Annotated in this window: 20 protein-coding genes and 1 tRNA gene; 11 read left to right on the top strand and 10 right to left on the bottom strand. The window is 64.7% G+C overall.

Annotated elements, in window-relative coordinates:
- The first annotated feature begins 45 nt into the window (after nucleotides 1–45).
- The 4 genes from ACEWPL_RS12465 to ACEWPL_RS12450 all read left to right on the top strand — a co-directional run bounded on the left by ACEWPL_RS12465 (nucleotide 46) and on the right by ACEWPL_RS12450 (nucleotide 4,073).
- Nucleotides 46–1,443, top strand: coding sequence for a bifunctional enoyl-CoA hydratase/phosphate acetyltransferase (locus ACEWPL_RS12465; protein WP_393929661.1), 1,398 nt, complete (start codon nucleotides 46–48; stop codon nucleotides 1,441–1,443).
- Complete coding sequence (locus ACEWPL_RS12460; RefSeq protein WP_393929663.1) at nucleotides 1,440–2,636, top strand: acetate/propionate family kinase; 1,197 nt, start codon at nucleotides 1,440–1,442, stop codon at nucleotides 2,634–2,636. Before ACEWPL_RS12465 ends, ACEWPL_RS12460 begins: the two co-directional genes overlap by 4 nt.
- An 87-nt stretch (nucleotides 2,637–2,723) precedes the next feature.
- The gene (locus ACEWPL_RS12455; RefSeq protein WP_393929665.1) at nucleotides 2,724–3,089 is read left to right on the top strand and encodes a phasin family protein; all 366 of its coding nucleotides are present in this window, start codon (nucleotides 2,724–2,726) and stop codon (nucleotides 3,087–3,089) included.
- A 129-nt stretch (nucleotides 3,090–3,218) separates the two neighbouring features.
- The gene (locus ACEWPL_RS12450) at nucleotides 3,219–4,073 is read left to right on the top strand and encodes a universal stress protein (protein WP_393929667.1); all 855 of its coding nucleotides are present in this window, start codon (nucleotides 3,219–3,221) and stop codon (nucleotides 4,071–4,073) included.
- Nucleotides 4,074–4,164: 91 nt separating this feature from the next.
- Here the strand turns inward: ACEWPL_RS12450 and ACEWPL_RS12445 are convergent, their stop codons facing one another.
- The 3 genes from ACEWPL_RS12445 to ACEWPL_RS12435 all read right to left on the bottom strand — a co-directional run bounded on the left by ACEWPL_RS12445 (nucleotide 4,165) and on the right by ACEWPL_RS12435 (nucleotide 6,131).
- Nucleotides 4,165–4,740: a hypothetical protein gene (locus tag ACEWPL_RS12445; RefSeq protein WP_393929669.1), complete on the bottom strand. Its 576-nt coding sequence runs from the start codon at nucleotides 4,738–4,740 to the stop codon at nucleotides 4,165–4,167.
- Between the two features lie 83 nt (nucleotides 4,741–4,823).
- Nucleotides 4,824–5,168, bottom strand: coding sequence for a chaperone modulator CbpM (locus tag ACEWPL_RS12440; RefSeq protein ID WP_393929671.1), 345 nt, complete (start codon nucleotides 5,166–5,168; stop codon nucleotides 4,824–4,826).
- A gap of 3 nt (nucleotides 5,169–5,171) precedes the next feature.
- Nucleotides 5,172–6,131: a DnaJ C-terminal domain-containing protein gene (locus ACEWPL_RS12435; protein ID WP_393929673.1), complete on the bottom strand. Its 960-nt coding sequence runs from the start codon at nucleotides 6,129–6,131 to the stop codon at nucleotides 5,172–5,174.
- A gap of 186 nt (nucleotides 6,132–6,317) precedes the next feature.
- Here ACEWPL_RS12435 and ACEWPL_RS12430 point away from each other — a divergent pair, with 186 nt between their 5' ends.
- Both ACEWPL_RS12430 and ACEWPL_RS12425 read left to right on the top strand, forming a co-directional pair.
- Entirely contained in the window at nucleotides 6,318–8,834 is a 2,517-nt protein-coding gene (locus ACEWPL_RS12430) for a cation:proton antiporter (RefSeq protein WP_393929675.1), read from the top strand.
- 129 nt (nucleotides 8,835–8,963) lie between these two features.
- Nucleotides 8,964–10,208: a DUF3422 family protein gene (locus tag ACEWPL_RS12425; RefSeq protein ID WP_393929677.1), complete on the top strand. Its 1,245-nt coding sequence runs from the start codon at nucleotides 8,964–8,966 to the stop codon at nucleotides 10,206–10,208.
- Between the two features lie 18 nt (nucleotides 10,209–10,226).
- Here the strand turns inward: ACEWPL_RS12425 and ACEWPL_RS12420 are convergent.
- From ACEWPL_RS12420 to ACEWPL_RS12410, 3 genes are all read right to left on the bottom strand, one after another.
- A tRNA-Leu gene (locus ACEWPL_RS12420) sits at nucleotides 10,227–10,313 on the bottom strand.
- Between the two features lie 54 nt (nucleotides 10,314–10,367).
- A complete protein-coding gene (locus ACEWPL_RS12415; protein WP_393929679.1) occupies nucleotides 10,368–10,916 on the bottom strand; it encodes a tetratricopeptide repeat protein in 549 nt (182 codons plus the stop codon).
- Nucleotides 10,913–11,380, bottom strand: coding sequence for an Lrp/AsnC family transcriptional regulator (locus tag ACEWPL_RS12410; protein ID WP_393929681.1), 468 nt, complete (start codon nucleotides 11,378–11,380; stop codon nucleotides 10,913–10,915). The genes ACEWPL_RS12415 and ACEWPL_RS12410 overlap by 4 nt, the downstream gene beginning before the upstream one ends.
- Nucleotides 11,381–11,510: 130 nt before the next feature.
- Here ACEWPL_RS12410 and putA point away from each other — a divergent pair, with 130 nt between their 5' ends.
- The 3 genes from putA to ACEWPL_RS12395 are packed head-to-tail and all read left to right on the top strand — an operon-like array spanning nucleotide 11,511 to nucleotide 16,075.
- Nucleotides 11,511–14,942 carry a bifunctional proline dehydrogenase/L-glutamate gamma-semialdehyde dehydrogenase PutA gene (putA, locus tag ACEWPL_RS12405; protein WP_393929686.1) on the top strand — a complete coding sequence of 1,144 codons (3,432 nt, stop codon included), beginning with the start codon at nucleotides 11,511–11,513 and terminating at the stop codon, nucleotides 14,940–14,942.
- 36 nt (nucleotides 14,943–14,978) lie between these two features.
- Nucleotides 14,979–15,722 (top strand): rhomboid family intramembrane serine protease, encoded by a 744-nt coding sequence (locus tag ACEWPL_RS12400; RefSeq protein ID WP_393929688.1) that lies wholly within the window; start codon nucleotides 14,979–14,981, stop codon nucleotides 15,720–15,722.
- Nucleotides 15,719–16,075 carry a GFA family protein gene (locus ACEWPL_RS12395; RefSeq protein ID WP_393929690.1) on the top strand — a complete coding sequence of 119 codons (357 nt, stop codon included), beginning with the start codon at nucleotides 15,719–15,721 and terminating at the stop codon, nucleotides 16,073–16,075. The genes ACEWPL_RS12400 and ACEWPL_RS12395 overlap by 4 nt, the downstream gene beginning before the upstream one ends.
- Before the next feature lie 4 nt (nucleotides 16,076–16,079).
- On the opposite strand, the gene ACEWPL_RS12390 is transcribed toward ACEWPL_RS12395, so the two are convergent.
- The gene (locus ACEWPL_RS12390; protein ID WP_393929692.1) at nucleotides 16,080–16,868 is read right to left on the bottom strand and encodes an inositol monophosphatase family protein; all 789 of its coding nucleotides are present in this window, start codon (nucleotides 16,866–16,868) and stop codon (nucleotides 16,080–16,082) included.
- A 266-nt stretch (nucleotides 16,869–17,134) separates the two neighbouring features.
- Between ACEWPL_RS12390 and ppk2 the strand changes: the two genes are divergently transcribed.
- Nucleotides 17,135–18,025 carry a polyphosphate kinase 2 gene (gene ppk2 / locus ACEWPL_RS12385; RefSeq protein ID WP_393929694.1) on the top strand — a complete coding sequence of 297 codons (891 nt, stop codon included), beginning with the start codon at nucleotides 17,135–17,137 and terminating at the stop codon, nucleotides 18,023–18,025.
- A gap of 91 nt (nucleotides 18,026–18,116) precedes the next feature.
- Here ppk2 and ACEWPL_RS12380 read toward each other — a convergent pair whose 3' ends face one another.
- Nucleotides 18,117–19,031 (bottom strand): LysR family transcriptional regulator, encoded by a 915-nt coding sequence (locus tag ACEWPL_RS12380; RefSeq protein ID WP_393929696.1) that lies wholly within the window; start codon nucleotides 19,029–19,031, stop codon nucleotides 18,117–18,119.
- A gap of 97 nt (nucleotides 19,032–19,128) precedes the next feature.
- On the opposite strand from ACEWPL_RS12380, the gene metF reads away from it, so the two are divergent.
- Nucleotides 19,129–19,995: a methylenetetrahydrofolate reductase [NAD(P)H] gene (gene metF, locus ACEWPL_RS12375; RefSeq protein WP_393929698.1), complete on the top strand. Its 867-nt coding sequence runs from the start codon at nucleotides 19,129–19,131 to the stop codon at nucleotides 19,993–19,995.
- A gap of 12 nt (nucleotides 19,996–20,007) precedes the next feature.
- Here metF and ACEWPL_RS12370 read toward each other — a convergent pair whose 3' ends face one another.
- Both ACEWPL_RS12370 and ACEWPL_RS12365 read right to left on the bottom strand, forming a co-directional pair.
- A complete protein-coding gene (locus ACEWPL_RS12370) occupies nucleotides 20,008–21,084 on the bottom strand; it encodes a DUF2235 domain-containing protein (RefSeq protein WP_393929700.1) in 1,077 nt (358 codons plus the stop codon).
- A 119-nt stretch (nucleotides 21,085–21,203) separates the two neighbouring features.
- Nucleotides 21,204–22,175 carry a zinc transporter ZntB gene (locus ACEWPL_RS12365; protein ID WP_393929702.1) on the bottom strand — a complete coding sequence of 324 codons (972 nt, stop codon included), beginning with the start codon at nucleotides 22,173–22,175 and terminating at the stop codon, nucleotides 21,204–21,206.
- Between the last annotated feature and the right edge of the window lie 67 nt (nucleotides 22,176–22,242).

The following is a 22,242-nucleotide window of genomic DNA, read 5'->3' as shown; positions in this document are numbered from 1 at the left end:
CGCGCCCACGCCGCCACGCCTTTTCGCCCGAGCACAGGACACGCCATGCAGTTTATCGAAAACAGAACCTTTGACGAGATAGAGATCGGCGAGACGGCCGAGCTGACGCGGACGCTGGCCCCGAAGGATATCGAGCTTTTCGCCGTCATGTCCGGCGACGTGAATCCGGCACATGTGGATGCGGAATATGCCAGCTCGGATATGTTTCACAAGGTCATCGCGCATGGCATGTGGGGCGGCGCGCTGATCTCGGCGGTGCTCGGCACGGAGCTGCCGGGGCCCGGGACGATCTACCTGAACCAGAGCTTCAGTTTTCGCCGCCCTGTCGGGCTGGGCGACACGATCACCATCCGCGTGACCGTGGCCGAGAAGAAGCCCGAGCATCACCATGTCACGCTGGACTGCGTCTGCACCAATCAGGACGGCGAGGTCGTCATCGAGGGCCAGGCGCTGGTGGTGGCCCCAACCGAGAAGGTCCGGCGGCCCCGCGTCGCCCTGCCCGAGGTGCACCTGCACGAGCGCGGCGCGCGCTTTGACGAGCTGATGCGCGCGACTGCCGACCTTGCGCCGGTGCGCACCGCCGTCGTGCATCCTTGCGACGCGCTGTCGCTGGAAGGCGCGCTGGAAGCCGAGAAGGAGGGCATGATCATCCCGGTGTTGATCGGCCCCAGGGACAAGATCCAAGCCGCCGCCACTGAGATCGGCCGCGATTTGATGAACGTCGAGATCGTCGATGTACCCCACAGCCACGCCGCAGCCGAGACCGCTGTGGCGCTGGCGCGCGCGGGCGAGGTCGCCATGCTGATGAAGGGCAAGATCCACACCGATGAGTTGCTGGAGCCTGTCGTGCACAAGGAGACCGGCCTGCGCACCGAGCGCCGGATGAGCCATGTTTTTGCGCTGGATGTGCCGAATTATCCCCGCCCATTGCTGATCACGGACGCCGCCATCAACATCTTTCCCGATCTGCAGACCAAGGCCGACATCGTGCAGAACGCGATCGAGCTGGCCCATGCGCTGGGCATTGATCTTCCCCGCGTCGCCATTCTCTCGGCCGTCGAGAGCGTGACGCCCAGCATCCCCTCGACCATTGACGCGGCGGGCCTGTGCAAGATGGCCGAGCGCGGCCAGATCACCGGCGGTCTGCTGGACGGCCCGCTGGCCTTCGACAACGCGGTCTCGGAGGCCGCCGCCGCCGCCAAGGGGATCGTGTCGCAGGTGGCCGGGCGCGCCGATATCCTGATCGCGCCCGATCTGGAGGCTGGCAACATGATCGCCAAGCAGTTGATCTATCTGGCCGGGGCGGATGCCGCCGGGATCGTGCTGGGCGCGCGCATCCCCATTGTGCTGACCAGCCGCGCGGACGGTGTGCTCTCGCGCCTCGCCTCGGCCGCGATTGCGCAACTCTACGTTCATCATCAGGCAAAGGTCCACCCGGTATGAGCGGCGATATCCTGACCCTGAACGCCGGATCGTCCAGCGTGAAATTTGCGGTCTTCGCCAGCGATGATCCGTCGCCCAAGCCCCGGATGCGCGGCATGATCGCAGGCATTGGCACCGCGCCTGTCTTTACCGCCCGCGGCGCGGATGGCGCGGCGCTGGAGGCGGGCGATCTGGCCGCGCTCGACGCGTCAGCGGATCACGATGCGGCGATTGCCCTCCTGTTGAACTGGCTGGCCGCCCATCGCGGCGACGCGCATCTGGACGCGGTCGGCCACCGGGTGGTGCATGGCGGCCAGCACTACACGCAGCCCACCGAGCTGACCGAGAGCGATATCGAGCAGCTTGAAACATACGTGCCCCTTGCTCCACTTCACCAGCCGCATAACATCGCCGCCATCCGCGCCGTCGCCAAATGGCAGCCGGACGTGCCGCAGATCGCCTGTTTCGACACCAGCTTTCACCGCAGCCAAATCCCGCTGGCCCAGATGTTCGCCCTGCCCCGCGCCCTGACCGATGAGGGCGTCATCCGCTACGGGTTTCACGGGCTGTCCTATGACTACATCGCCAGCATCCTGCCGCAGCATCTGGGGGATATGGCAAACGGCAGGGTGGTCGTCGCGCATCTGGGCAACGGGTCCAGCATGTGCGCGATGAAGGACCGCCAGAGCGCGGCAACCAGCATGGGCTTTACCGCGCTGGACGGGCTGATGATGGGGCGCCGCTGCGGCGCACTGGATCCGGGCGTCGTCCTCTACCTGATGCAAGCCAAGGGGATGCGGGCCGCCGAGATCGAGAGGCTGCTCTACAAGCAATCGGGCCTCTTGGGCGTGTCGGGCATGACCAATGACATGCAGGTTTTGCAGGACAGCGACGCGCCCGAGGCGCGCCAGGCCATTGAGCTTTTCTGCTATCGCGCCGCCGTCAGCCTCGGGGGGCTTCTGCCCGCGATTGGCGGGCTTGATGCCCTGGTCTTTACCGCCGGGATCGGCGAGAATTCGGCGCTGATCCGCACCCTGATCTGCCAGCATCTGGGATGGCTGGGCATTTCGCTGGACGAAACGGCAAACAGCTGCCACGCTGAGACAATCAGCGCGGCGGACGCGCCGGTCATGGTTTGCGTCCTGCCCACCAACGAGGAAACGGTCGTCGCCGATGCCTGCCGTAGCCTCCTGATGAACGGCCCCACGCCCTGATCTGCGGGGGATTGACCCATGTCAATCATGCGGGCCGCAACCTTGGTTAGCGTCATCGGGACATTGGACCGAATCAGAGAGGCTGCGATGACCAAGAATGACAAGACGGAAAAGATTGAGACCCCAGCCACGGCCATGACGGATCTGCTGAAAAACATGCAGACCTCCGGTATGCAGGCCATGCCCGGTGTCGGGACCAACTGGATGGAAGCCATGTCGGATCTCGGCAGCGAGATGCTGAGCTTTACGGCCGAGCGCATCCGGCAGGATGTGCAGATGCAGCATGACTTGCTGCACGCCAAGGGCATTTCCGAAATTCAGCACATCCACGCCCAGTTCTTTCAGAAGGCCATGGATGACTACGTGGCGGAAACAGCCAAGCTGATGCAGATGGGCCAGGCCTTCGCCCCCAAGACGGACAAGGGGGATGATGGCGACAAGGGCGGCAAGTAACCTTTCCGCCACCCACACGATCCGGCCCGGCGCAGCCCCAGAAAACGGCAGGCGCCCGATTGACTTGAGTCAATCATTTGCCTCGGGTCTGCGGCTAGAATGCGGGCGACCAACCCAAGGACTCAGGACATGAAAAACAGCACGATTCTGATCGCAATGGGCCAGAACGCCTCGAATGGCGAAGTGGCGCGAAAACTCGAGGCCATACGCGCGCTGGAGGCGCGGGCGGTCATCATGATCGTCGGCGAACTGCCCACCTTTCCCTATTACGCGATCGGCGTTCCGGCCTATGGCACGTCGGACATCCCGATCAGCTGGCAGGAAGAGATGGCCGCCCACAAGGACGCGATGAAGGCCAAGGAAGACGAAATGGAGGCCCTGCTGGCGCAGCATGATGTCTCGGGCGACGTCACCGGCATATCCTGCGAGCCCGCCATGGTGGCGGATGCCGTCGGGCGCCGTGCCATGCTTTGCGACATGATGCTGGTCACCGAGGATCTGCGCAAACCGGACACGTTGTTCCGGCAGGTGGTCTACGGCGTTCTCTTCCAATCGCCGATCGCGGTGCTACTGAACGATCACGACGCCGCGGCGCTGAACGCGCCCAAGCGGATTTTCGTGGCGTGGAACACTGATCTGCATTCCGCAAGGGCCGTGCACCTGGCCTTGCCCTTCTTGCGCATGGCCGAAAGTGTCACCATCGCCACCGTCGATCCGGTCAAGACTGAGTATGGCGAGGGTGAAGATCCGGGTGTGGATGTCGCGCGCTGGCTGACGCATCACGGCTGCAACGTGACGGTGCAGCAATATCCCAGCGGCGGTCAGACCGTTGGCCAGTGCATCCTGGACCGCGCCGAAGAGGTCGGGGCCGATCTGGTCGTCATGGGGTCCTACGGCCATTCGCGCACCCGCCAGGCGTTCTTTGGCGGCACAACCCGGACGATGGTCGATCAGACGGATCAGGCGGTCCTCTTGGCCCACTGACGGTGGGCCAAGGCTGCTATTTGCAACAAAGCGCCCGGCTGCATCGAGCGGCCGGGCGTTTCGCTGTTCGGCATTCGGTGCGAAGGGTGCGTCATTCGCTCCAGTCATGCACATGCACGTCGCGGCCCGAATGCCCTTTGAGGATCTTGACGGCCACTTCCTCCTTGGCCTTGTCGGCGGTGCGCACCCAGAGCAGGATGCCGCCCTGCCGGATCTGGTCGGCATAGTAATCCTTGTGATGCTTGTCCGCGCGGCGCGCCAGCAGGGTTCCGATCACTGCGGCAGGCCCGCCGCCGATCGCAATCGCCGCGATCGAGGCGGCCAGCGTGCTGACCGGCGTCAGCATGGCCGCCATCGCGATGTAGGAGCCGAGAAAAAAGAAGCCGCCCGCAATCGCGCCTTCCAACTCGCCCATCGCCTCTTCGGAGACGAAGGCGGCGCGGGGTGCGTCCGGGTTGTCCTCCAGATCCTCCGACCGCCAATAGGAGGAGCCGAGCGTTTCCTCCATCGCCTTCTTGTCGCCAAGAAGGCTGAGGTCGTAGCGACTGAACCCGGCCATGCGCAGATCATAGACTGCGGCCTGCAGCGTCTCGAAACTGTCGAAGACACCCACGGCTTCGGGGATGTTGATATAGGACGAATGATGCTCTTGCGTCTTGGCGGTCATGGCGGCTCTCCCGGTAAAATCCGGCCCACGCTAGACCAGCACACGCGCTGCCGATTGACCGACGTCAATTGACGCTCGCGCGTTCAGTCATCCGGCCCAGGCATCGGAATCGCGTATTGGCCAACCGCCTCGAGCACCTGCAAGCGCCGCCGCAGCGCCGCGTTCTCGTCCACCAGCGACAGCACGGCGGCGATGCCGGGCACGTTCAGGCGCAAATCGGTCTGAAGCCGCTGCACCTTGCGCACCACCGTGATGCTGGTGCTTTCAAAGCGCCAGGTGGGCCTGCCCTGCCCCTCGGGTTCAAGGATGCCCTCCTCGACCAGTTCCACCACCCATTCCGCCGACGATCCGCAAATACGGCACAGATCCACCAGCGTCAGCTGATCGACCACCTCGCTCATCGGCACCAAATCGTGTGAGTTTGCCATGATTTACGTCCCCATGCTTGCGCGCGGATCGTAATCCGTCTCGCGGGCCAGTTGCTGATAGAGATCGCGCGCCTTCTCGCTTTCGATCGGCGGGATGACGATCTTGATCACCGCGTAAAGGTCGCCCGGCTTCTTGCCCGGAATTCCGCGCCCCTTGAGGCGCAGCTTCTTGCCCGACTGGCAGTGCCTGGGCACCGTCAGCTCGACCCGGCCACTGGGCGTCGGCGCGTTGATCCGCGCGCCCAGCGCCGCCTCCCACGGGGTGACGGGCAGCTCGACATAAACGTCGCGGCCCTCGACGCGGTAGGCCGGGTCTTCGCGGATCGCCACCTCCAGGTAGAGATCGCCCGCCTTGCCCTGCCCGATCCCCGGCGATCCCTTGCCGGCGATGCGGATATGCTGGCCCTCGGCCACGCCCTTGGGGATGGTGACCCGGATCGTGCGCTCACGCATCACCAGATGGCCGCTCGGGTCCAGTTCGGGCGCGCGCAGACTGAAATCGCGCGTGCCCCCCGAATAGGCCTCGGCCAGATCAATGACGATCTTGGCGTGATGATCCTGCCCCGGCGCGTTGAACTGATGGGCCGAGCGCGGGCCCGCGGACTGGCGTCCCCGCCGCGCGAACAGCTCTTCGAAGAAATCGCCAAAGCCGCTGGGGTCGGCCTCGGTATAGCCCCCGCCGGAAAACTCGAAACCCTCGTCCCAGTCGGGCGGCGGGCGGAAGGATTGCCCCTCTTTCCAGTTGGCGCCCAGCTGATCATAGGCCGCGCGCTTTTCGGGATCCTGCAGGACCTCGTAGGCCTCGCCAAGCTCTTTGAACTTGCGCTCGGCCTCGGCGGCGCCCGCGCCGGGATTCATGTCGGGGTGATACTTGCGCGCCAGCTTGCGATAGGCGCGCTTGATCTCGTCTTGGGGCGCGTCCCGCGCGACGCCCAGAACCTTGTAATAATCTTTGTATTCCATCGATCATCTCATTCCCGTGCGGCGGCAGGCGCGCCGCCGATCCAGATTAACTAAAAATCCGCCAGCGCAATTGATCAACCGCAATTCGCTCGTTTTTTCGCCGCTCCGGCGGACCTGCGAGGGCGCGGGCGCCATCAAAGGGTGTTTTCCCGGTGCGCTCGGTGTTCCTTGTGATAAATCAAGCCTATGGACATCGTTATCCTCACCACGATCATTTCTGCGCTTTTCGTCGTCATCGGCGTGGCCGAGCCGTTGGCGGCGCGTTTGCGCCTGCCCTACAGCGTTATTCTGGCAATCGTCGGTATCCTCATCGGCGCGGGTGCGATCTTTTTCCTGCGAACCGAACTGACCGACGCGCTGAACCCCGTGGCCGAGGCGATCCTGGGTCTGCCGATCCGGTCCAACGTCTTCCTCTACGTCTTCCTGCCAACACTGCTGTTTCAGGCGACGCTGGGCATGAACCTGCGGAGGATGCTGGACGATTGGGTGCCCATCCTGATGCTGGCCGTGGTGGCGGTGGTCGTGGCGACGGTGGCCGTGGGCTATGCCCTCTTCTGGGCCAGCGCCCTGCCTCTGGCCGCCTGTCTGCTGATTGGCGCCATCGTTTCGACCACGGACCCGTCGGCTGTCGTGACGATCTTCCGCTCGATTTCGGCGCCGCGCAGGCTGGCCCGGATCATCGAGGGTGAAAGCCTGCTGAACGACGCCGCCGCTATCGCGCTTTTCGGCCTCTTCATGGGGTTCGTGATGCTGGGCATGCCCGATCCGACCCTGACAGATGCGCTGGCACAATTCCCGATGCTGATCGCGGGCGGTGCCGCCGTCGGCTGGCTGGCCGCGCGCATCGCGGTCTGGATGATGTCCGCCTTTGCGCGCTACGAGCTGGCACAGATCACCATTTCCGTGGCGCTGCCTTACCTTGCCTATATCTGCGCCGAGCAACTGGTCGGCGCATCGGGCGTCATTGCGGTGGTCGCGGCGGGCCTGACGCTGAACCTGACCGGGCCGGGGCGGCTCTCGCCACAGACATGGGCCAATCTGGGCGAGCTTTGGAGCGTCCTTGCCCATTGGGCCGGCGCGCTGATCTTTATTCTTGCCGCGCTGCTAATCCCCCGCCTACTGGAAGAGGTGCGGGTCAGCGATTTCGCCCTGATCGGCGTCGTTATCCTCGCTGCCATCGCGGCGCGGCTGGTCATCCTCTTTGGCCTCTTGCCAACGCTGACCTTGCTGCGCCTGTCGCCCCCGGTCGAGCGGCCCTACCGCGTCGCGATCCTCTGGGGCGGGCTGCGCGGCGCGGTCACGCTGGCGTTGGCCATGGCCGTCACCGAGAGCTTCCGCATCCCCGTCGAGATCAAGCGCGTGGTCGGCATCCTCGCCACCGGCTTCACCCTCTTCACGCTGATCGTGCAGGGCACCACGCTGCGCACGGTCATCGGCTGGCTGGGTCTGGACCGCCTGTCACCCGTCGATGAGGCCTTGTCGCGGCAGGTGGTCGCCGTCGCCCTGCAGACGGTGCGCGAAGACGTGGCCCGCACCACCGAGAATTACGAGCTGACCCATGACATCGTGCGCTCGGAGGCCAAACGATTTGGCGAACGGCTGGAAGGGGCGGTCAGATCGGCGGAGGACAGCATCGACATCCTTGACCGTGACAGGGTGGCGCTGGGTCTGATCGCGCTGGCAGGTCAGGAGCGGGAAACGATCCTGGTTCGCGTGCGCGAACGCACGATTTCCGCCCGGATGGCCGAGAAGGTGCTGTCCGACGCGGACCGGCTGATCGAGGGCGCGCGCACCGGCGGGCGTAGTGGCTATCAGCGCGCCGCCCGGCGCAGCGTCGCCTATGGGCGCGGGTTTCGCGCGGCGGTCTGGCTGCACAGCCGCCTCGGTCTCTCGCGCCCCCTTGTGCTGATGACAGCCGACCGGTTCGAGCTGCTTTTGTCGCAGCGGCTGGTGCTGCGCGATCTGGGCGCATTCATCGACGGCCGCATCCGGCGCATCCATGGCCGGCGGCTGGCCGATCTGCTTCAGGAATTGCTGTCGCGGCGGATCGAGGCGGTCGAGACGGCGCTGGAGGGCCTGCGCCTGCAATATCCCGGCTATGCCGAAGAGCTCGAGCGCCGCTTCATCCGCCGCACCGCCCTGCGACTGGAAGAACGCGAATATACAGCAATGCGCGAGGACGGTCTGATCGGAGCCGAAGTCCATACAAAGCTGATTGAGGATCTGGCCGCCCGCCGCGCCGCCGCCGAGGAGCGTCCGCGCCTAGATATCGCGCTGCAGCGGATCGAGCTGGTGCGGCAGTTCTCTCTCTTTGCCGATCTCGATGAAGCGGCACTCAAGAGGCTGGGCGCCGCGTTCAAGACACGCTACGCGAATGCAGGCGATATCATTACCCGCAAGGATTCCACCGCCACGGGCGTTTTCTTCATCGCTTCGGGTGCGGTTGAGCTCGAGACCGCCGGACAATCCTGGCGGCTGGGGCGGGGCGAGATGTTCGGCCAGATGGCCCTGTTGCTGCAAAAGGCGCGCGTGGCCGAGGTGCGCGCCATCGCACCATCCACCCTTCTGGTGCTGAACGAGGCGCGGTTCCGGCGTCTGCTGAAACGCAGCAAGACTTTGCAGGAGGCCGTGCGCCTCAGCGCGGAAAAACGCGGCATTGACCCTCAGCTGCTCATGGCGACCGATGCGAAAAAGCCAGCCTAGACGGGGTGCGCGGTCAGGCCATGTTGCGCATCCCGCGCGGGCGCCGCTAAGCTTGCTACAGGGCCATGCCAGACCACTTTTTTACAGCGCGGATTGGCCTTCGACCGCGCCGGAAAGGGCCAGACCATCGTGACTTCATCCGATCCCGGCATGCCGACCTGGACCTATCACGCCGACCGCGACACCATCGTCTCCGAGCCGCATGCGCGCCCGTCCATCCCCATCGGCGGGCAGGACGAGGTGTTCCATCTGGGCCTGACTTGCGGCCGCGAGGCGCGCGCAGCGCTGCTGGATATCCTCGGCATCGCATCCGACGAGCAAAGCGCGCGGCACTGGATGGCCCAGCGAGACGGCTACCGGCTGAAACTTGAGCAGCATACCGAATTCGTCTCGATTACGCTGGTCTGTGCGCAAGGCGCGCCAGGTGGGGTCTGCTCCGATCTGCTGGCCCGGATTGCGGCAACGCCGAATATCGAGGTGCTGAGCCTGACCCGAGTCGTGATGAATGCCCCGTCCGACGGGGCCAAGGCGCCACCGCAGACCCGCCTTTTCGGGGGCATCATGCGCGGCGGGATGGAGGTCCGCTCGTCCCTCGCGCCCGACGCCTCGGGGTTCATCACTTATGACGTGCGCGCACCGGACGGATCGCCGGGCGAGGTCGGGCGGCGCGTGCAGCGGTTGATCGAGATGGAGACCTATCGGACACTATCGCTGCTGGGCCTTCCGATGGCCCGGCGGACCGGAGAGGATCTGGCGCGCTATGAAAGCGGGCTGATCGACATCGTCAACGGCATGAGCTCGGACCAACCCGGAAATGACGAAAAACTGTTCGAAGGCCTGTCGCGGCTGCTGCAGGACAGCAACGCCCTACGCGCCTCGACCCGGTTCCGCTTTGCGGCCAGCCGGGCCTATTACAATCTTGTCCTGCAACGGCTCGACTCGCTGGAAGAGGCCAAGCTGGACGATCTGCAGACGCTCAACGGCTTTGTCCGCTCGCGGCTGGACCCCAGCATGGCCACGATCGAAAGCGTCGCGACTCGCCAGAAGACCCTGATCGACGATCTGTCGCAGGCCCTGTCCCTTTTGCGAACGCGGATTGATCTGGCGGTGAACCGCGACAATCAGGCGTCGCTGAAGTCGCTGGATGCGCGCAACCGCCAGCAGGTCATGATCGCGCAGACGGTCGAGGGGCTGTCGGCGGTGGCGATCACCTATTACGCCGTGGGCCTGTTGTCCTATGTGCTGAAATCGGTGTCGTCGAACCTGCCCGTCCCCGTCTCGCACACGACGCTTGTCGCCATATCGGTGCCCGTCGTCCTGATCGCAGTCTGGACATCGCTGCACCGCATGCGCGCGAAGTGGCACAAGGACTAGCGCAAGGCCTGGAACGAATGGTGCGGGCGGCGGGACTCGAACCCGCACGGGGACAAGCCCCAACAGATTTTAAGTCTGGTATGTCTACCATTCCATCACGCCCGCATCGCGCCGGACCATAGCCGCATCGGGCGCGGTGTAAAGCGTCTTGGCTCCGCGTCAGAGCGCGTCTTCGCCCTGCTCCAGCACCGGCAGGAGGGCACGTTCGGAAAGCCAGGGGTTCATGTCCAGCGCAGCGCGCAGGGCCAGCGCCGCCTCGCCCTTGCGGCCCAGCGCCACCAGCGTCAGCGCCTTGCCCGTCAGGGCCGCCACATGGCGCGGGCTGCGCGCCAGCGCGGCGTCCAGATCCGGCAGCGCTGCGGCGTAATCCTCGCGCAGGTATTTGATGAAGGCGCGCTGGTTGTAGCCCTCGGCATAGTCCGGGCAATAGGCCACCAGCGCCTCGAAGGCGGTCATGGCGCCGTCGTAGTCATAGGATTGCCGCCGCTCCATCCCCTCATCCAGCAACTCCTGCGCGCGCGCATCGGGCGCATCGGCCCAAAACGCCCACATCCTTTCCGACACTGCCATCCCCGCCATCTGGTCGGGCGCGCCCTGCGCCTCGGCCACCAACTCGGCGAGGGCGGCAGAGTGATCGGGCGCGGTCGGGCAGGTCTCGGCGGCGAGCGGCGCGGCAAGCAGGTAAAGCGAGATGGCAATCCGTTTCATAGCGCGTCCTCCGGTGCGTTCTCCTTGACCGCCTGCATGGCGACATAAGTGCTGGTGCTAGCGACATGCGGCAGGGTCGAGATTCGGTCGGCCAGCATCTGGCGGTAATCGTTCATGCTGCGTGTGCGGATCTTCATAAGGTAGTCGAAATTGCCGGCGATCAAGTGCACCTGCTCGATCTCGGGAATCTGGCGCACCGCGGCATTGAACTCGGCCAGCGCGGCCTCGCGCGTGTCCGTCAGGCGCACCTCCACAAAGCTGACATGATCGAGGCCGAGGCGGATGGGGTCGATCATCGCACGGTAGCCGGAAATGACACCGCCTGTTTCCAGTCGCCGCAGGCGCTGCTGCGTGGGCGATTTCGACAGACCGATTCGGTGCGCCAGATCGGTGATACTGATGCGTCCATCGGTTGCCAGGACCCGAAGGATCGCCTTGTCGAACTTATCCAATTCGCTTTGCATCATCATCGCCCTAAATTACATGCAATCGTCCTGTAAAATCCTAGTCAACAGGAAAAACACCTTAGCCTTACATGCTAAGCTAGATCAATTCGCCATCGCCCTTCGGCCCTAGCCTCCAAAGGATGTCCTCATGCCGTATGATACTGAATCGCGCCGCGCCATCGATTTGCAGACCTATGCGAATGAAGCTGCGACCGTTGAACGGCTAAAGGCCGAGGCGGGCCTCAGCCCCGAGGACCGCGCCCGCATCTGCGCCCGCGGCGCCGACTTGGTCCGCGACATTCGCGGTCAGTCCGATCCCGGCCTGATGGAGGTGTTTCTGGCCGAATACGGCCTCTCGACCGATGAGGGCATCGCGCTGATGTGCCTTGCCGAGGCTTTGCTGCGCGTGCCCGATGCCGAGACGATCGACGCGCTGATCGAGGACAAGATCGCCCCCAGCGACTGGGGCAAGCATATGGGGCACTCCACCTCGCCGCTGGTCAACGCCTCGACATGGGCGCTCATGCTCACCGGCAAGGTTCTGAAAGAGGACAAGAAGGGCCCCGTAGGCCATCTGCGCAGCGCGATCAAGCGCATGGGCGAGCCGGTGATCCGTACCGCCGTCGCCCGCGCGATGAAGGAAATGGGCCGTAACTTCGTGCTGGGCGAGAACATCCAGAACGCGATGGAACGCGCCGCCAAGATGGAGAAGAAGGGCTTTACCTACTCCTACGACATGCTGGGCGAGGCCGCGCGCACCGACCGCGACGCGACGCGCTATCACCTCAGCTATTCTCGCGCCATCAGCGCCATCGCGCAGGCCTGCGTGCATGACGACATCCGCAAGAATCCCGGCATCTCAGTCAAGCTTTCGGCGCTGCATCCGCGCTACGAGGTTGCCCAGCGCGAGCAGGTGATGGACATCCTCGTGCCGCGTCTGCGCAGCCTTGCGCTGCTTGCCAAATCCGCCGGTATGGGCCTCAACATCGACGCCGAGGAGGCTGACCGCCTCGCGCTCTCGCTCGATGTGATCGAGACGGTGATGGCCGAGCCTGCGCTGGCAGGTTGGGACGGCTTTGGCGTCGTCGTGCAGGCTTACGGCCAGCGTGCGGGCCATGTGCTGGATTTCCTTTACGATTTGGCACAGCGGCTTGACCGCCGCATCATGGTGCGCCTCGTCAAGGGGGCCTACTGGGATACCGAGATCAAGCAGGCGCAAGTCGAGGGCATCGATGGCTTTCCGGTCTTTACCTCCAAGGCCGCGACCGATGTCAGCTATATCGCGAACGCGCGCAAGCTCTTGTCGATGACGGATCGCATCTATCCGCAATTCGCCACGCATAACGCGCATACCGTTGCCGCCGTGCTGGACATGGCGACCGATACCGAGGCGTTCGAATTCCAGCGCCTGCACGGCATGGGCGAGGCGCTGCACAAGATCGTCATGGAAAAGCACGGCACCCGCTGCCGCATCTATGCCCCCGTCGGCGCGCATCGCGACCTTCTGGCCTATCTGGTCCGCCGCCTTCTGGAGAACGGTGCGAATTCCAGCTTCGTCAACCAGATCGTGGATGAGGAGGTCGCACCCGAGATCGTCGCCGCCGACCCGTTCCACATGGTCGAGCAGGAGCGCGTTCCGCTGGCCACCGGCCCCGAGCTTTTCCTGCCCGAACGGGTGAATTCCAAGGGCTTCGATCTCAAGCACCAGCCGACGCTGGAAGCGATCGAGGCCGCGCGCGCGCCGTTTGCTACCCATGAGTGGAAGGCTGCGCCCCTTCTGGCCGACAAGGTCCAGCCCGAGGAGGCCGTCCGCGTCGAGAACCCCGCCGATCCGGCGGACACCCCCGGCACAGTCGCCCATGCCAGCGCCAAGGATATCGAGACGGCGCTGAGCAAAGCCGCCAAATGGGATGCCTCAGCCGCCGAGCGCGGCGAGATCCTCGGCAAAGTCGCCGATCTCTATGAGGAAAACTTCGGCGAGATTTTCGCGATCCTGCACCGCGAGGCCGGCAAGTCGCAGCCCGATGCCGTGGCCGAATTGCGCGAGGCGGTGGATTTCCTGCGCTATTACGGCGCCAATGCGCCGGATACCGGCGCGGTCGGCACCTTCACCTGCATCAGCCCCTGGAACTTCCCGTTGGCCATCTTTACCGGCCAGATCGCCGCGGCGCTGGCCGCTGGCAACGCGGTGTTGTCCAAACCGGCCGAACAGACCCCCCTGATCGCGCATTTCGCAGTTGGCCTCATGCACAAGGCGGGCGTACCCAAGGCGGCGCTGCAACTGCTGCCCGGCGGCGGCGAGGTGGGCGCGGCCCTGACATCTGACAGCCGCGTCGACGGCGTGGCCTTCACCGGCTCGACCGCGACGGCGATGAAGATCCGTTCGGCCATGGCCAAGAACCTCGCCCCCGGCGCGCCGCTGATCGCCGAGACGGGCGGCATGAATGCGATGATCGTCGACAGTACGGCGCTGCCTGAACAGGCGGTCGCGGCCATCGTCGAAAGCGCGTTCCAGTCGGCGGGCCAGCGCTGCTCGGCCCTGCGCTGCCTCTATGTGCAGGAGGACATCGTCGAGGAGTTCTCCAAGATGCTGATCGGCGCGATGGAGGCGCTGAACATCGGCAGGCCTTGGGATCTCAGCACCGATTGCGGACCCGTCATCGACGAGACGGCCCGCGCCGGCATCGCCGAGCATATCCAGCAGGCCCGCGCCGAGGGCCGCCTGATCCACGAGCTCAAGACGCCAAATTCGGGCACCTACATCGCCCCCACGCTGATCCGCGTGAACAAGATCGGCGATCTGGAGCGCGAGATTTTCGGCCCCGTCCTGCATATGGCGACCTTCGGTGCGACCGAGCTCGACACCGTGATCGACGAGATCAACGGCACCGGATATGGCCTGACCTTCGGCCTGATGACGCGCATCGACGACCGCGTGCAATATGTGACCGAGCGGGTGCAGGCGGGCAACATCTACGTCAACCGCAACCAGATCGGCGCGATCGTGGGCAGTCAGCCCTTCGGCGGCGAGGGCCTGTCGGGCACCGGCCCCAAGGCAGGCGGGCCGCATTACCTGCCGCGCTTTACCGCGCATCCCGCGCCCTTGGCGGGTGACGATTGGGAAGGCGTGATGAAGCCCAAGGAGATTCAGGCCGTGCTCGACAAGGCCAGGGGCCTTGAGATGACGCCGCGCGAGGATCAGCTGATGCCCGGGCCGACGGGCGAATCGAACCGCCTGACCAGCCACGCGCGCAAGCCGTTGCTTTGCATGGGTCCGGGGCGCGAGGCGGCGCAGGCACAGGCCCGCGCGGTGATCGGCCTTGGCGGCCTTGCCGTCGAGGCGACGGGCACCGTCCCGCCCGAGGCGCTGACATCGCTCGACGGCTTTTCCGGCGCGCTCTACTGGGGCGATGCCGAGACGGCGCGCCCCTATGCGCAGGCGCTCAGCCAGCGGACCGGGCCGATCCTGCCGCTGATCACCGGCCTGCCGGATTCGGGCTATGTCCTGAACGAGCGTCACGTCTGCGTCGATACCACCGCGGCGGGCGGTAATGCCGCGCTTCTGGGCGGCACAAGCTGACTTGACCACACCCGGACATGGGGCCAATTTGGCCCCATGTTCCCGATCCGCGACCATAACCCCTCGGGGCGCACGCCCTATGTGACCTATGCGCTGATGGTCGCGAATATCGGCATATTCCTCAGCTACTGGCCCCTCTTCAACGACCCGCAAGCGCTCAACGGCTTTTACGTGGCCTGGGCGATGATCCCCGCTAAAGTGATGCAGGCAGGCAGCTACGAGACGCTGGTCAGCTCCATGTTCCTGCATGGCGGATGGATGCACCTGGCCGGCAACATGCTGTTCCTGTGGATCTTCGGCGATAACCTGGAGGATGAGATGGGGCACGCCCCCTTTCTAGGCTTCTACCTGGCCTGCGGCATCGGCGCCGGGCTGGTGCAGTTGGTGTCCGAGCCCATGTCGCCGGTGCCGATGGTGGGCGCCTCGGGCGCCATCGCGGGGGTGATGGGCGGCTACCTTCTGCTTTTCCCAAAGGCCAAGGTGGATATCCTCATCATCATCGTCTTCATTTTCAGGATCCTGCCCATCCCGGCATGGCTGATGCTGGGCCTCTGGTTCGCCTTCCAGATATTTGGCGGCCTCTCGACGCCTACGGGCGCGGGCGGCGTGGCCTATTGGGCGCATGCGGGCGGCTTCGTTATCGGCACGCTGCTGACCGTGCCGCTTCTGATCCGGCTGGGCGGTGTACGCTTCTGGGCGCGCACCCACGGCCACCCACCCCATCCCGAGGCGCGCTATGCCCATAGCCGCACGCGTATTCCGAAAGTGAGGCGAAAATGAAAGCGACATGCCATTGCGGCGCAGTGGAACTGCGCGTGAGTTTGACAGACGGGCTGAACACCGCCCGCCGCTGCGATTGCAGCTTTTGCGCCCGGCGCGGCGCCGCGGCAGTCAGCGCGCCTCTCGACGGGGTGGAGGTGGTGCGCGGCGCGGACAAGCTGACGCTCTATACCTGGGGCACCGGCACGGCGCAGCATTATTTCTGCTCGATCTGCGGGATCTACACGCATCACCGCCGCCGGTCAGATCCTAACAGTTACGGGATCAACCTGGGCACGCTGGAGGGGGTGAACCCCCGCGATCTGGGCGAGATCGGCTGGATCGACGGGATCAATCACCCGGCGGACCGATAGGCGCTTACTGGTTGCGGATGATCTTGGCGAATTTGCCGAAAATGGCATTGTTGGCGCAGATCACCGCGCCCTCGTCCAGAATTTCGCGCCCTTCGGTCATCGGCTCGACCAGCGCGCCCGCCTCCTTGGCAATCAAGAGGCCCGCGGCCATATCCCACGGCTTCAAACGACGCTCCCAAAAGCCGTCATATCGGCCAGCGGCGACATAGGCGAGGTCCAGCGACGCCGCGCCGAACCGGCGCACACCCGCAGTGGCGGGCAAAAGCCGCGCCAGATCCTGCAGCGTGTGCGGCAGGTCCGAACGGCCGCCAAAAGGCAGGCCCGTGGCGAAAATGCTCTCGATCAGCTTGTCACGGCCCGATACGCGCAGGCGCGATTCGTTCATCCACGCGCCCTCGCCCTTTTCGGCAAAGAAAAGCTCGTCCTTGGAGGCGTCATAGACCACGCCCGCGACCACCTGCCCCTTATGCTCCAGCGCGATGGACACCGCCCAATGCGCAAGGCCGTGCAGAAAGTTGGTGGTGCCGTCCAGCGGATCGACGATCCAGCGGCGGGTGGGGTCGGTGCCCGGCTCTTCGCCGCCCTCCTCGGCCAGCCAGCCATAGGTGGGACGCGCGTTCATCAGCTCGGACTTGATGATCTGCTCGGCCTGGATATCCGCGCGGCTGACAAAATCACCCGCACCCTTCATGCTGACCTGCAGGTTCTCGACCTCGCGAAAATCCTTGGCCAGCGCCCGCCCCGCCTTGCGGGCGGCCTTCATCATCACGTTGAGATTTGCGCTGAGTGCCATCGGGGTCGTCCTATCCTCGGGTTCAAGTCGCGCGTATAGGGGTGAAAGGGGGGCGGGGGCAAGGGGGCGGGGGCGCGCATTCCCTGCGGTGAAGTGGTCTGGCGGCCTTCCGCGATGATCTTGCTCGCCGTGCCCGACGGTCAGCATGGCCGCGCTTTGGTGAGCGAAGTTCCGGCCAGCGCATGTCAAAGGCAGCACTTCTGATCCAGATCAAGGCAGAAAACAGCAATCTGGCGCAACTTGGAGACAAAAGTAGGAGCGCCAAGATGCCGAAGTCCGAGACTACAGCAGAATCAGAGACCCGGAGAGATCGCAAGGACGCCATCATCGGGTTCGAGCAGGGCGAATACCCCTATGCCGAGCGGATCAGCCGGGCTGACTACGAAAAGGAAAAGGCGGCGCTTCAGGTCGAGTTGCTGAAGGTCCAGCATTGGGTTCAGGAGACGGATCAGAAATTCGTGCTGCTGTTCGAAGGGCGCGATGCCGCCGGCAAGGGTGGCACGATCAAGCGGTTCACCGAGCATCTCAATCCGCGAACCGCGCGGGTCGTTGCACTCAACAAGCCGACCGACGAAGAACGGGGACAGTGGTTCTTTCAACGGTACATAAAACACCTTCCGACGTTCGGTGAGATCGTCTTGTATGACAGATCTTGGTACAACCGTGCCGGTGTCGAACGGGTCATGAATTTCTGTGCGCCGCAGGACTATCTGGAATTCATGCGTCAAACGCCGGAATTCGAACGCATGCTCGTGCGGAGCGGCACCAAGCTCTTCAAATACTGGTTCTCCGTAACTCAGGAGGAACAGAAACGCCGTTTCGCAGCGCGCGAGACCGATCCGCTGAAGCGGTGGAAATTGTCCCCGATCGATCGCGCAAGTCTCAGCAAGTGGGACGATTACACCGAGGCGAAAGAGGCGATGTTCTTCTACACCGATACGGCCGACGCGCCTTGGACCGTGATCCGATCAAACGACAAGAAACGCGCACGCCTCAACTGCATGAAGCATTTTCTATCGCAGCTCGACTATACCGACAAGGATGAGACGGTCGCCGTGCCTTTCGATCCGAAAATCGTGCATCACGCCGACGTCGTCCTGAACGAAGCAGATCACATTCTGGCCTCATCGCTGCATCCGAAGACCCGCAAGACCTGACAACAGTCAGCCCCCGCTCAATATCCGAACTGGCGTGGCGGGGGGCGTCGGCGCTGTCAGTGGGCTTTGGTCATATCGACTTGAAGCAATCCTACACGCTTTCCCGCCGTTGCAACCGCACAGGGATCTCGCGCGCCAGTTTCAGAAGATGCGCCATGAAGGGCTTGGCCGCATCATCATCGCGGATCGCCGCATAGAGCCGCTTGGTCAGGCCGTTTTCGGTGATGGGCCGCACCACGTAATCGGTGCTGGTGCGCAGCTCGCGCACAACCCAGTCGGGCAAAACCGCAACGCCGCGATTGCTGGCGACCAGAAGCAGGATGACCGCCGTCAGCTCCACCTGGCGGATCGCCGCAGGCTCGACCTTGGCGGGGGTCAGAAGCTCGGTAAAGACATCGAGGCGCGAGCGGTCCACCGGGTAGGTGATCAGCGTCTCGCCGCGGAAATCCTCGGCCTCGACATAGGGCTTTTGCGCCAGCGGGTGCAGGGCGGAGGCCAGGAACACCGGCTCGTAATCGAAAAGCGGTTTGAAGCCGATACCGCGCAGCGCCTCGGGGTCCGAAGAGACCACCAGGTCCACCTCCTCCTTTTGCAGCGCGGGCAGCGCGTCGAAGGCCAGGCCGGGGCGAATATCCACATCGACCTCGGGCCAGGTTTTGCGAAACGCCTCCAGCACCGGGAAAAGCCATTCGAAACAGGCGTGGCACTCGATCGCGATATGCAGCCGCCCCGAACTGCCGTCGCGCACGCCGGAAAACTCGGCCTCCAGCGCCTCGATCTCGGGCAGCACCTTGTTGGCGACGCGCAGGAGGCGTAGCCCCGCCGCGGACAGCGTCATGGGGCGCGAGCGGCGCACGAACAGCTCGACCCCCGCCTGATCCTCCAGCCCCTTGATCTGATGGCTCAGCGCGCTTTGGGTGATGTTCAGCTGGTCCGCCGCCTTGGCCAGCCCGCCGCAGGCATGGATGGCGCGGATCGTGCGCAGATGCCGGAACTCGATATGCATCCTGTAGCTCGCCTCATGTTGATCGTGAATATTATGAATTTGCGTAATCTACGCCTAATTGCGACAAAGGCTCAACACCTTAGACAGGAAATCAGCCATGACCGCACCCAATGTCTCCTTCGAGTTCTTCCCGCCGAAATCGCTTGAGGCGTCGTTTCGCCTTTGGGATACCGTGCACACGCTGGCCCCGCTGCAGCCGCGCTTTGTTTCGGTCACCTATGGCGCCGGCGGCACCACCCGCACGCTGACGCGCGAGGCGGTCAGCACCCTGCACGGCGCGACCGGCCTCAATGTCGCGGCACATCTGACCTGCGTCAACGCCTCCAAGGATGAGACGATGGGGATTGCCGATGAATTCCACGCCGCCGGGGTGCGCGAGATCGTGGCGCTGCGCGGTGATGCCCCCAAGGACAGCGGCGGTTTCAAGCCGCATGAGGATGGCTTCAAGGACAGTTGCGAGCTGATCAGCGCGCTCAAGGAGCGGGGCCAGTTCACCATCCGGGTTGGCGCCTACCCCGAGATCCATCCCGAGGCCGCAGATGCGGGCGCGGATGTCGAATATCTCAAGCGCAAGTTCGAGGCGGGCGCGGACGAGGCGATCACGCAGTTCTTCTTCAGCGCGGACACCTTCCTGCGCTTTCGCGATCGCTGCGCAGCGGCAGGTATCGACAAGCCGATCATCCCCGGCATCTTTCCGATCGAGAACTGGCAGGGCGCGCGCCGCTTTGCGCAGTCCTGCGGCACCACCGTTCCCGACTGGCTGGACGCCGCCTTCACCACCGCCGAGCGGGACGACCGCAGCGATCTTCTGGCCATCGCCCATGCCACCGAGATGTGCTCGAAACTGATGGATCATGGGGTGGAGGATCTGCATTTCTACACGCTGAACAAGCCCGAACTGACGCGCGACATCTGCCACGCCCTAGGTGTCACGCCCAAGGTCGAATTGCGCGACGTCGCCTGACGTCTGCCGCAGTCACAGCGCAGCGCCGCCCTGTCCTATGGGCGGCGCTGTGTCGTTTCGCACCGTTTCATGCACCGCCTCCGATGGATCCCCGCCGATCTCCCGCCGCGCACGTAGCAGGAAAAGCCAGCCCCAGCCGCGCCATGTGCCCACCGACGGCGCGCGCACATCGCAATCCACGCCGTCCCGCCAATCCTCGGGTAGCGGCAGCCCCGCCTCCGCGCCCCGCTCCAGCATCCAGACCAGTGGGATATTGGCCAAGGGCCGCGCCGGCTCAAACCCCATCAGATGCCCACCGATATCGCCATGCGCGCCGCGAAACCACACCTGCTGCACATCCTTGCAGGTGTCGGGGACCGTCCACCACAACACGGGGCGGTAGGCGACGCGCGTTTCGTCAAGCGCCAGCGCATGATACCCGTGGCGGACGGATTCCCCGAGTTCATGCGAATGAAACTCGTAAGAGGCCGCCCCCCAGCGCCAGAGGATCGGCAGGCGGAGGCCCAGCGCCTTGACCGTATCAAAGACGCCGACCATCTCGATCGGCACCGCGTCATGGCACCGCGCGCGGCGATGCGCGCGCAGCACGTCTGGCGAGGGCGGCGTGCGATAATAACGCCAGGCCAGCAACACGTTCCGCTCCATCGCCTCTTCCTGGCGCAAGAGGCCCACGGTTTCGATGGCCCCGGCCAATGAGCGCACGGCATAAGCCCCGCGCGAAAATCCGATCAGATAGATCGTGTCGCCGGGCCGGTAGCGACTGGCCAGATGGCCGTAGGCGCGCCGGATCTGCCGATGAATTCCGCGCCCCATCATCACGCCCAGCGTGCTGCGCCAGTCCTGCCATTGCAGCCCGGCCTCGTAATAAAGGTTCAGATGCGTGCCCCGCCGCCGCGAAAGGATGCGATAGATGCGCCCTGCATTGCTCTCGTCCCCGGGCACCAGCGAGGACATCGTGCCGTCCAGAATAACCACATGCGCAATCGGGCCCCGCCGCGCATGACCGCCCTCGCGCCCGGCGCGCAGATGCTCTTGGCCGCCCGGCAGCAGTTTTTCGTATAACCGCCGGATCCACCTGCGCAACGACATGACAGCCTCCTTCGTCCCCGCCCCCGCAAACGATGTCGCATCAGCCCTGCCGGCTCAAGTCACCGAGCACGGCCCCGGCTTTTTCTTGGTAAAAATACCCATGACGAAGCGGCTGCAGCCTAGCGCCGCGTCAGCCATCCGAGGCGCGCAAAGAGGCCCAGCAGGACACCGCCCAGACCGACCAGCAGAATGCAAACGATCCAGAAGGCATAGGACGCCCCCGCGCCCGGTATCCCGCCCACATTGATACCCAAGAGGCCTGTGATCAGGCCCAGCGGCAGAAAGACGGCGGTGACCACGGACAAAAGCAGCATCTGCCGATTCATCGCCTCGGCGCGCGCGTCGCTGATATGGTCATGCACCACCTGCGCGCGGTCGCGGATCGCGTCCAGCTCTTCGGCAAGGCGCGTGACCCGCTCGGTCGCCTCGCGCAGGGCGCTGCGCTGCAACGCATCGATCCACGGGAGCGGCTCGATTTCCAGCGTGCTCAGCGCGTCGCGCTGGGGAAACATGTAGCGCCGCAGCTGAATCGCGACGCGGCGGATCTCGGCCAGTTCGCGCCGGGGCGGCGCGATGGAGCCACTATCGACCTGGTCCTCCAGATCGTCGATGCGCTCATTGAGGTCCGCCACCACCGGCTCGGCCCGGTCGGCCAGCCTGAGGGCCAGCTGCGCGATCACCTCTGACGGGGCGGCCGGGCCGGTGCCGCGCTCGCAATGCCGGAGCAGGTCCAGCACCGCCTGGCTGGGGCGGCGCGTCAGCGTGACGATGCGGTGCGGCCCCGCCCAGATGCGGAGGCTGACCATATCCTCGGGATCCTCGCCAGGGTTCAGGTTGACGCCGCGCAGGTTCATCAGCACCCCGCCCTGATAGAGCGTGCAGCGCGGGCGCGTCTCTTCGGCCAACAGCGCACTGGCGATGATGTCATCCCCGGCCAGCGCCTTCAGCCAGGCGCCATCCTCGCCCGGTGACTGATGCACATGTACCCAGATCGACGCGCCGTCGGGCAGATCCTGCGTCGCGGCTCCCTCTGCCGCGATATGCCGCGCGCCGCCCTTCCCGTCCAGCAGGACCGCTGTCATTTCATGCATCAATGCCTCCGTCGCTACCTGTCGCCGCACCGCGCCATTGAACGCCAGCGCGCCGCGCGGGGCCAGC

The organism is Roseovarius roseus (assembly GCF_043355935.2).
Classification (GTDB): Bacteria; Pseudomonadota; Alphaproteobacteria; order Rhodobacterales; family Rhodobacteraceae; genus Roseovarius; species Roseovarius roseus.
This window is presented reverse-complemented; position numbering and strand designations above follow the sequence as displayed.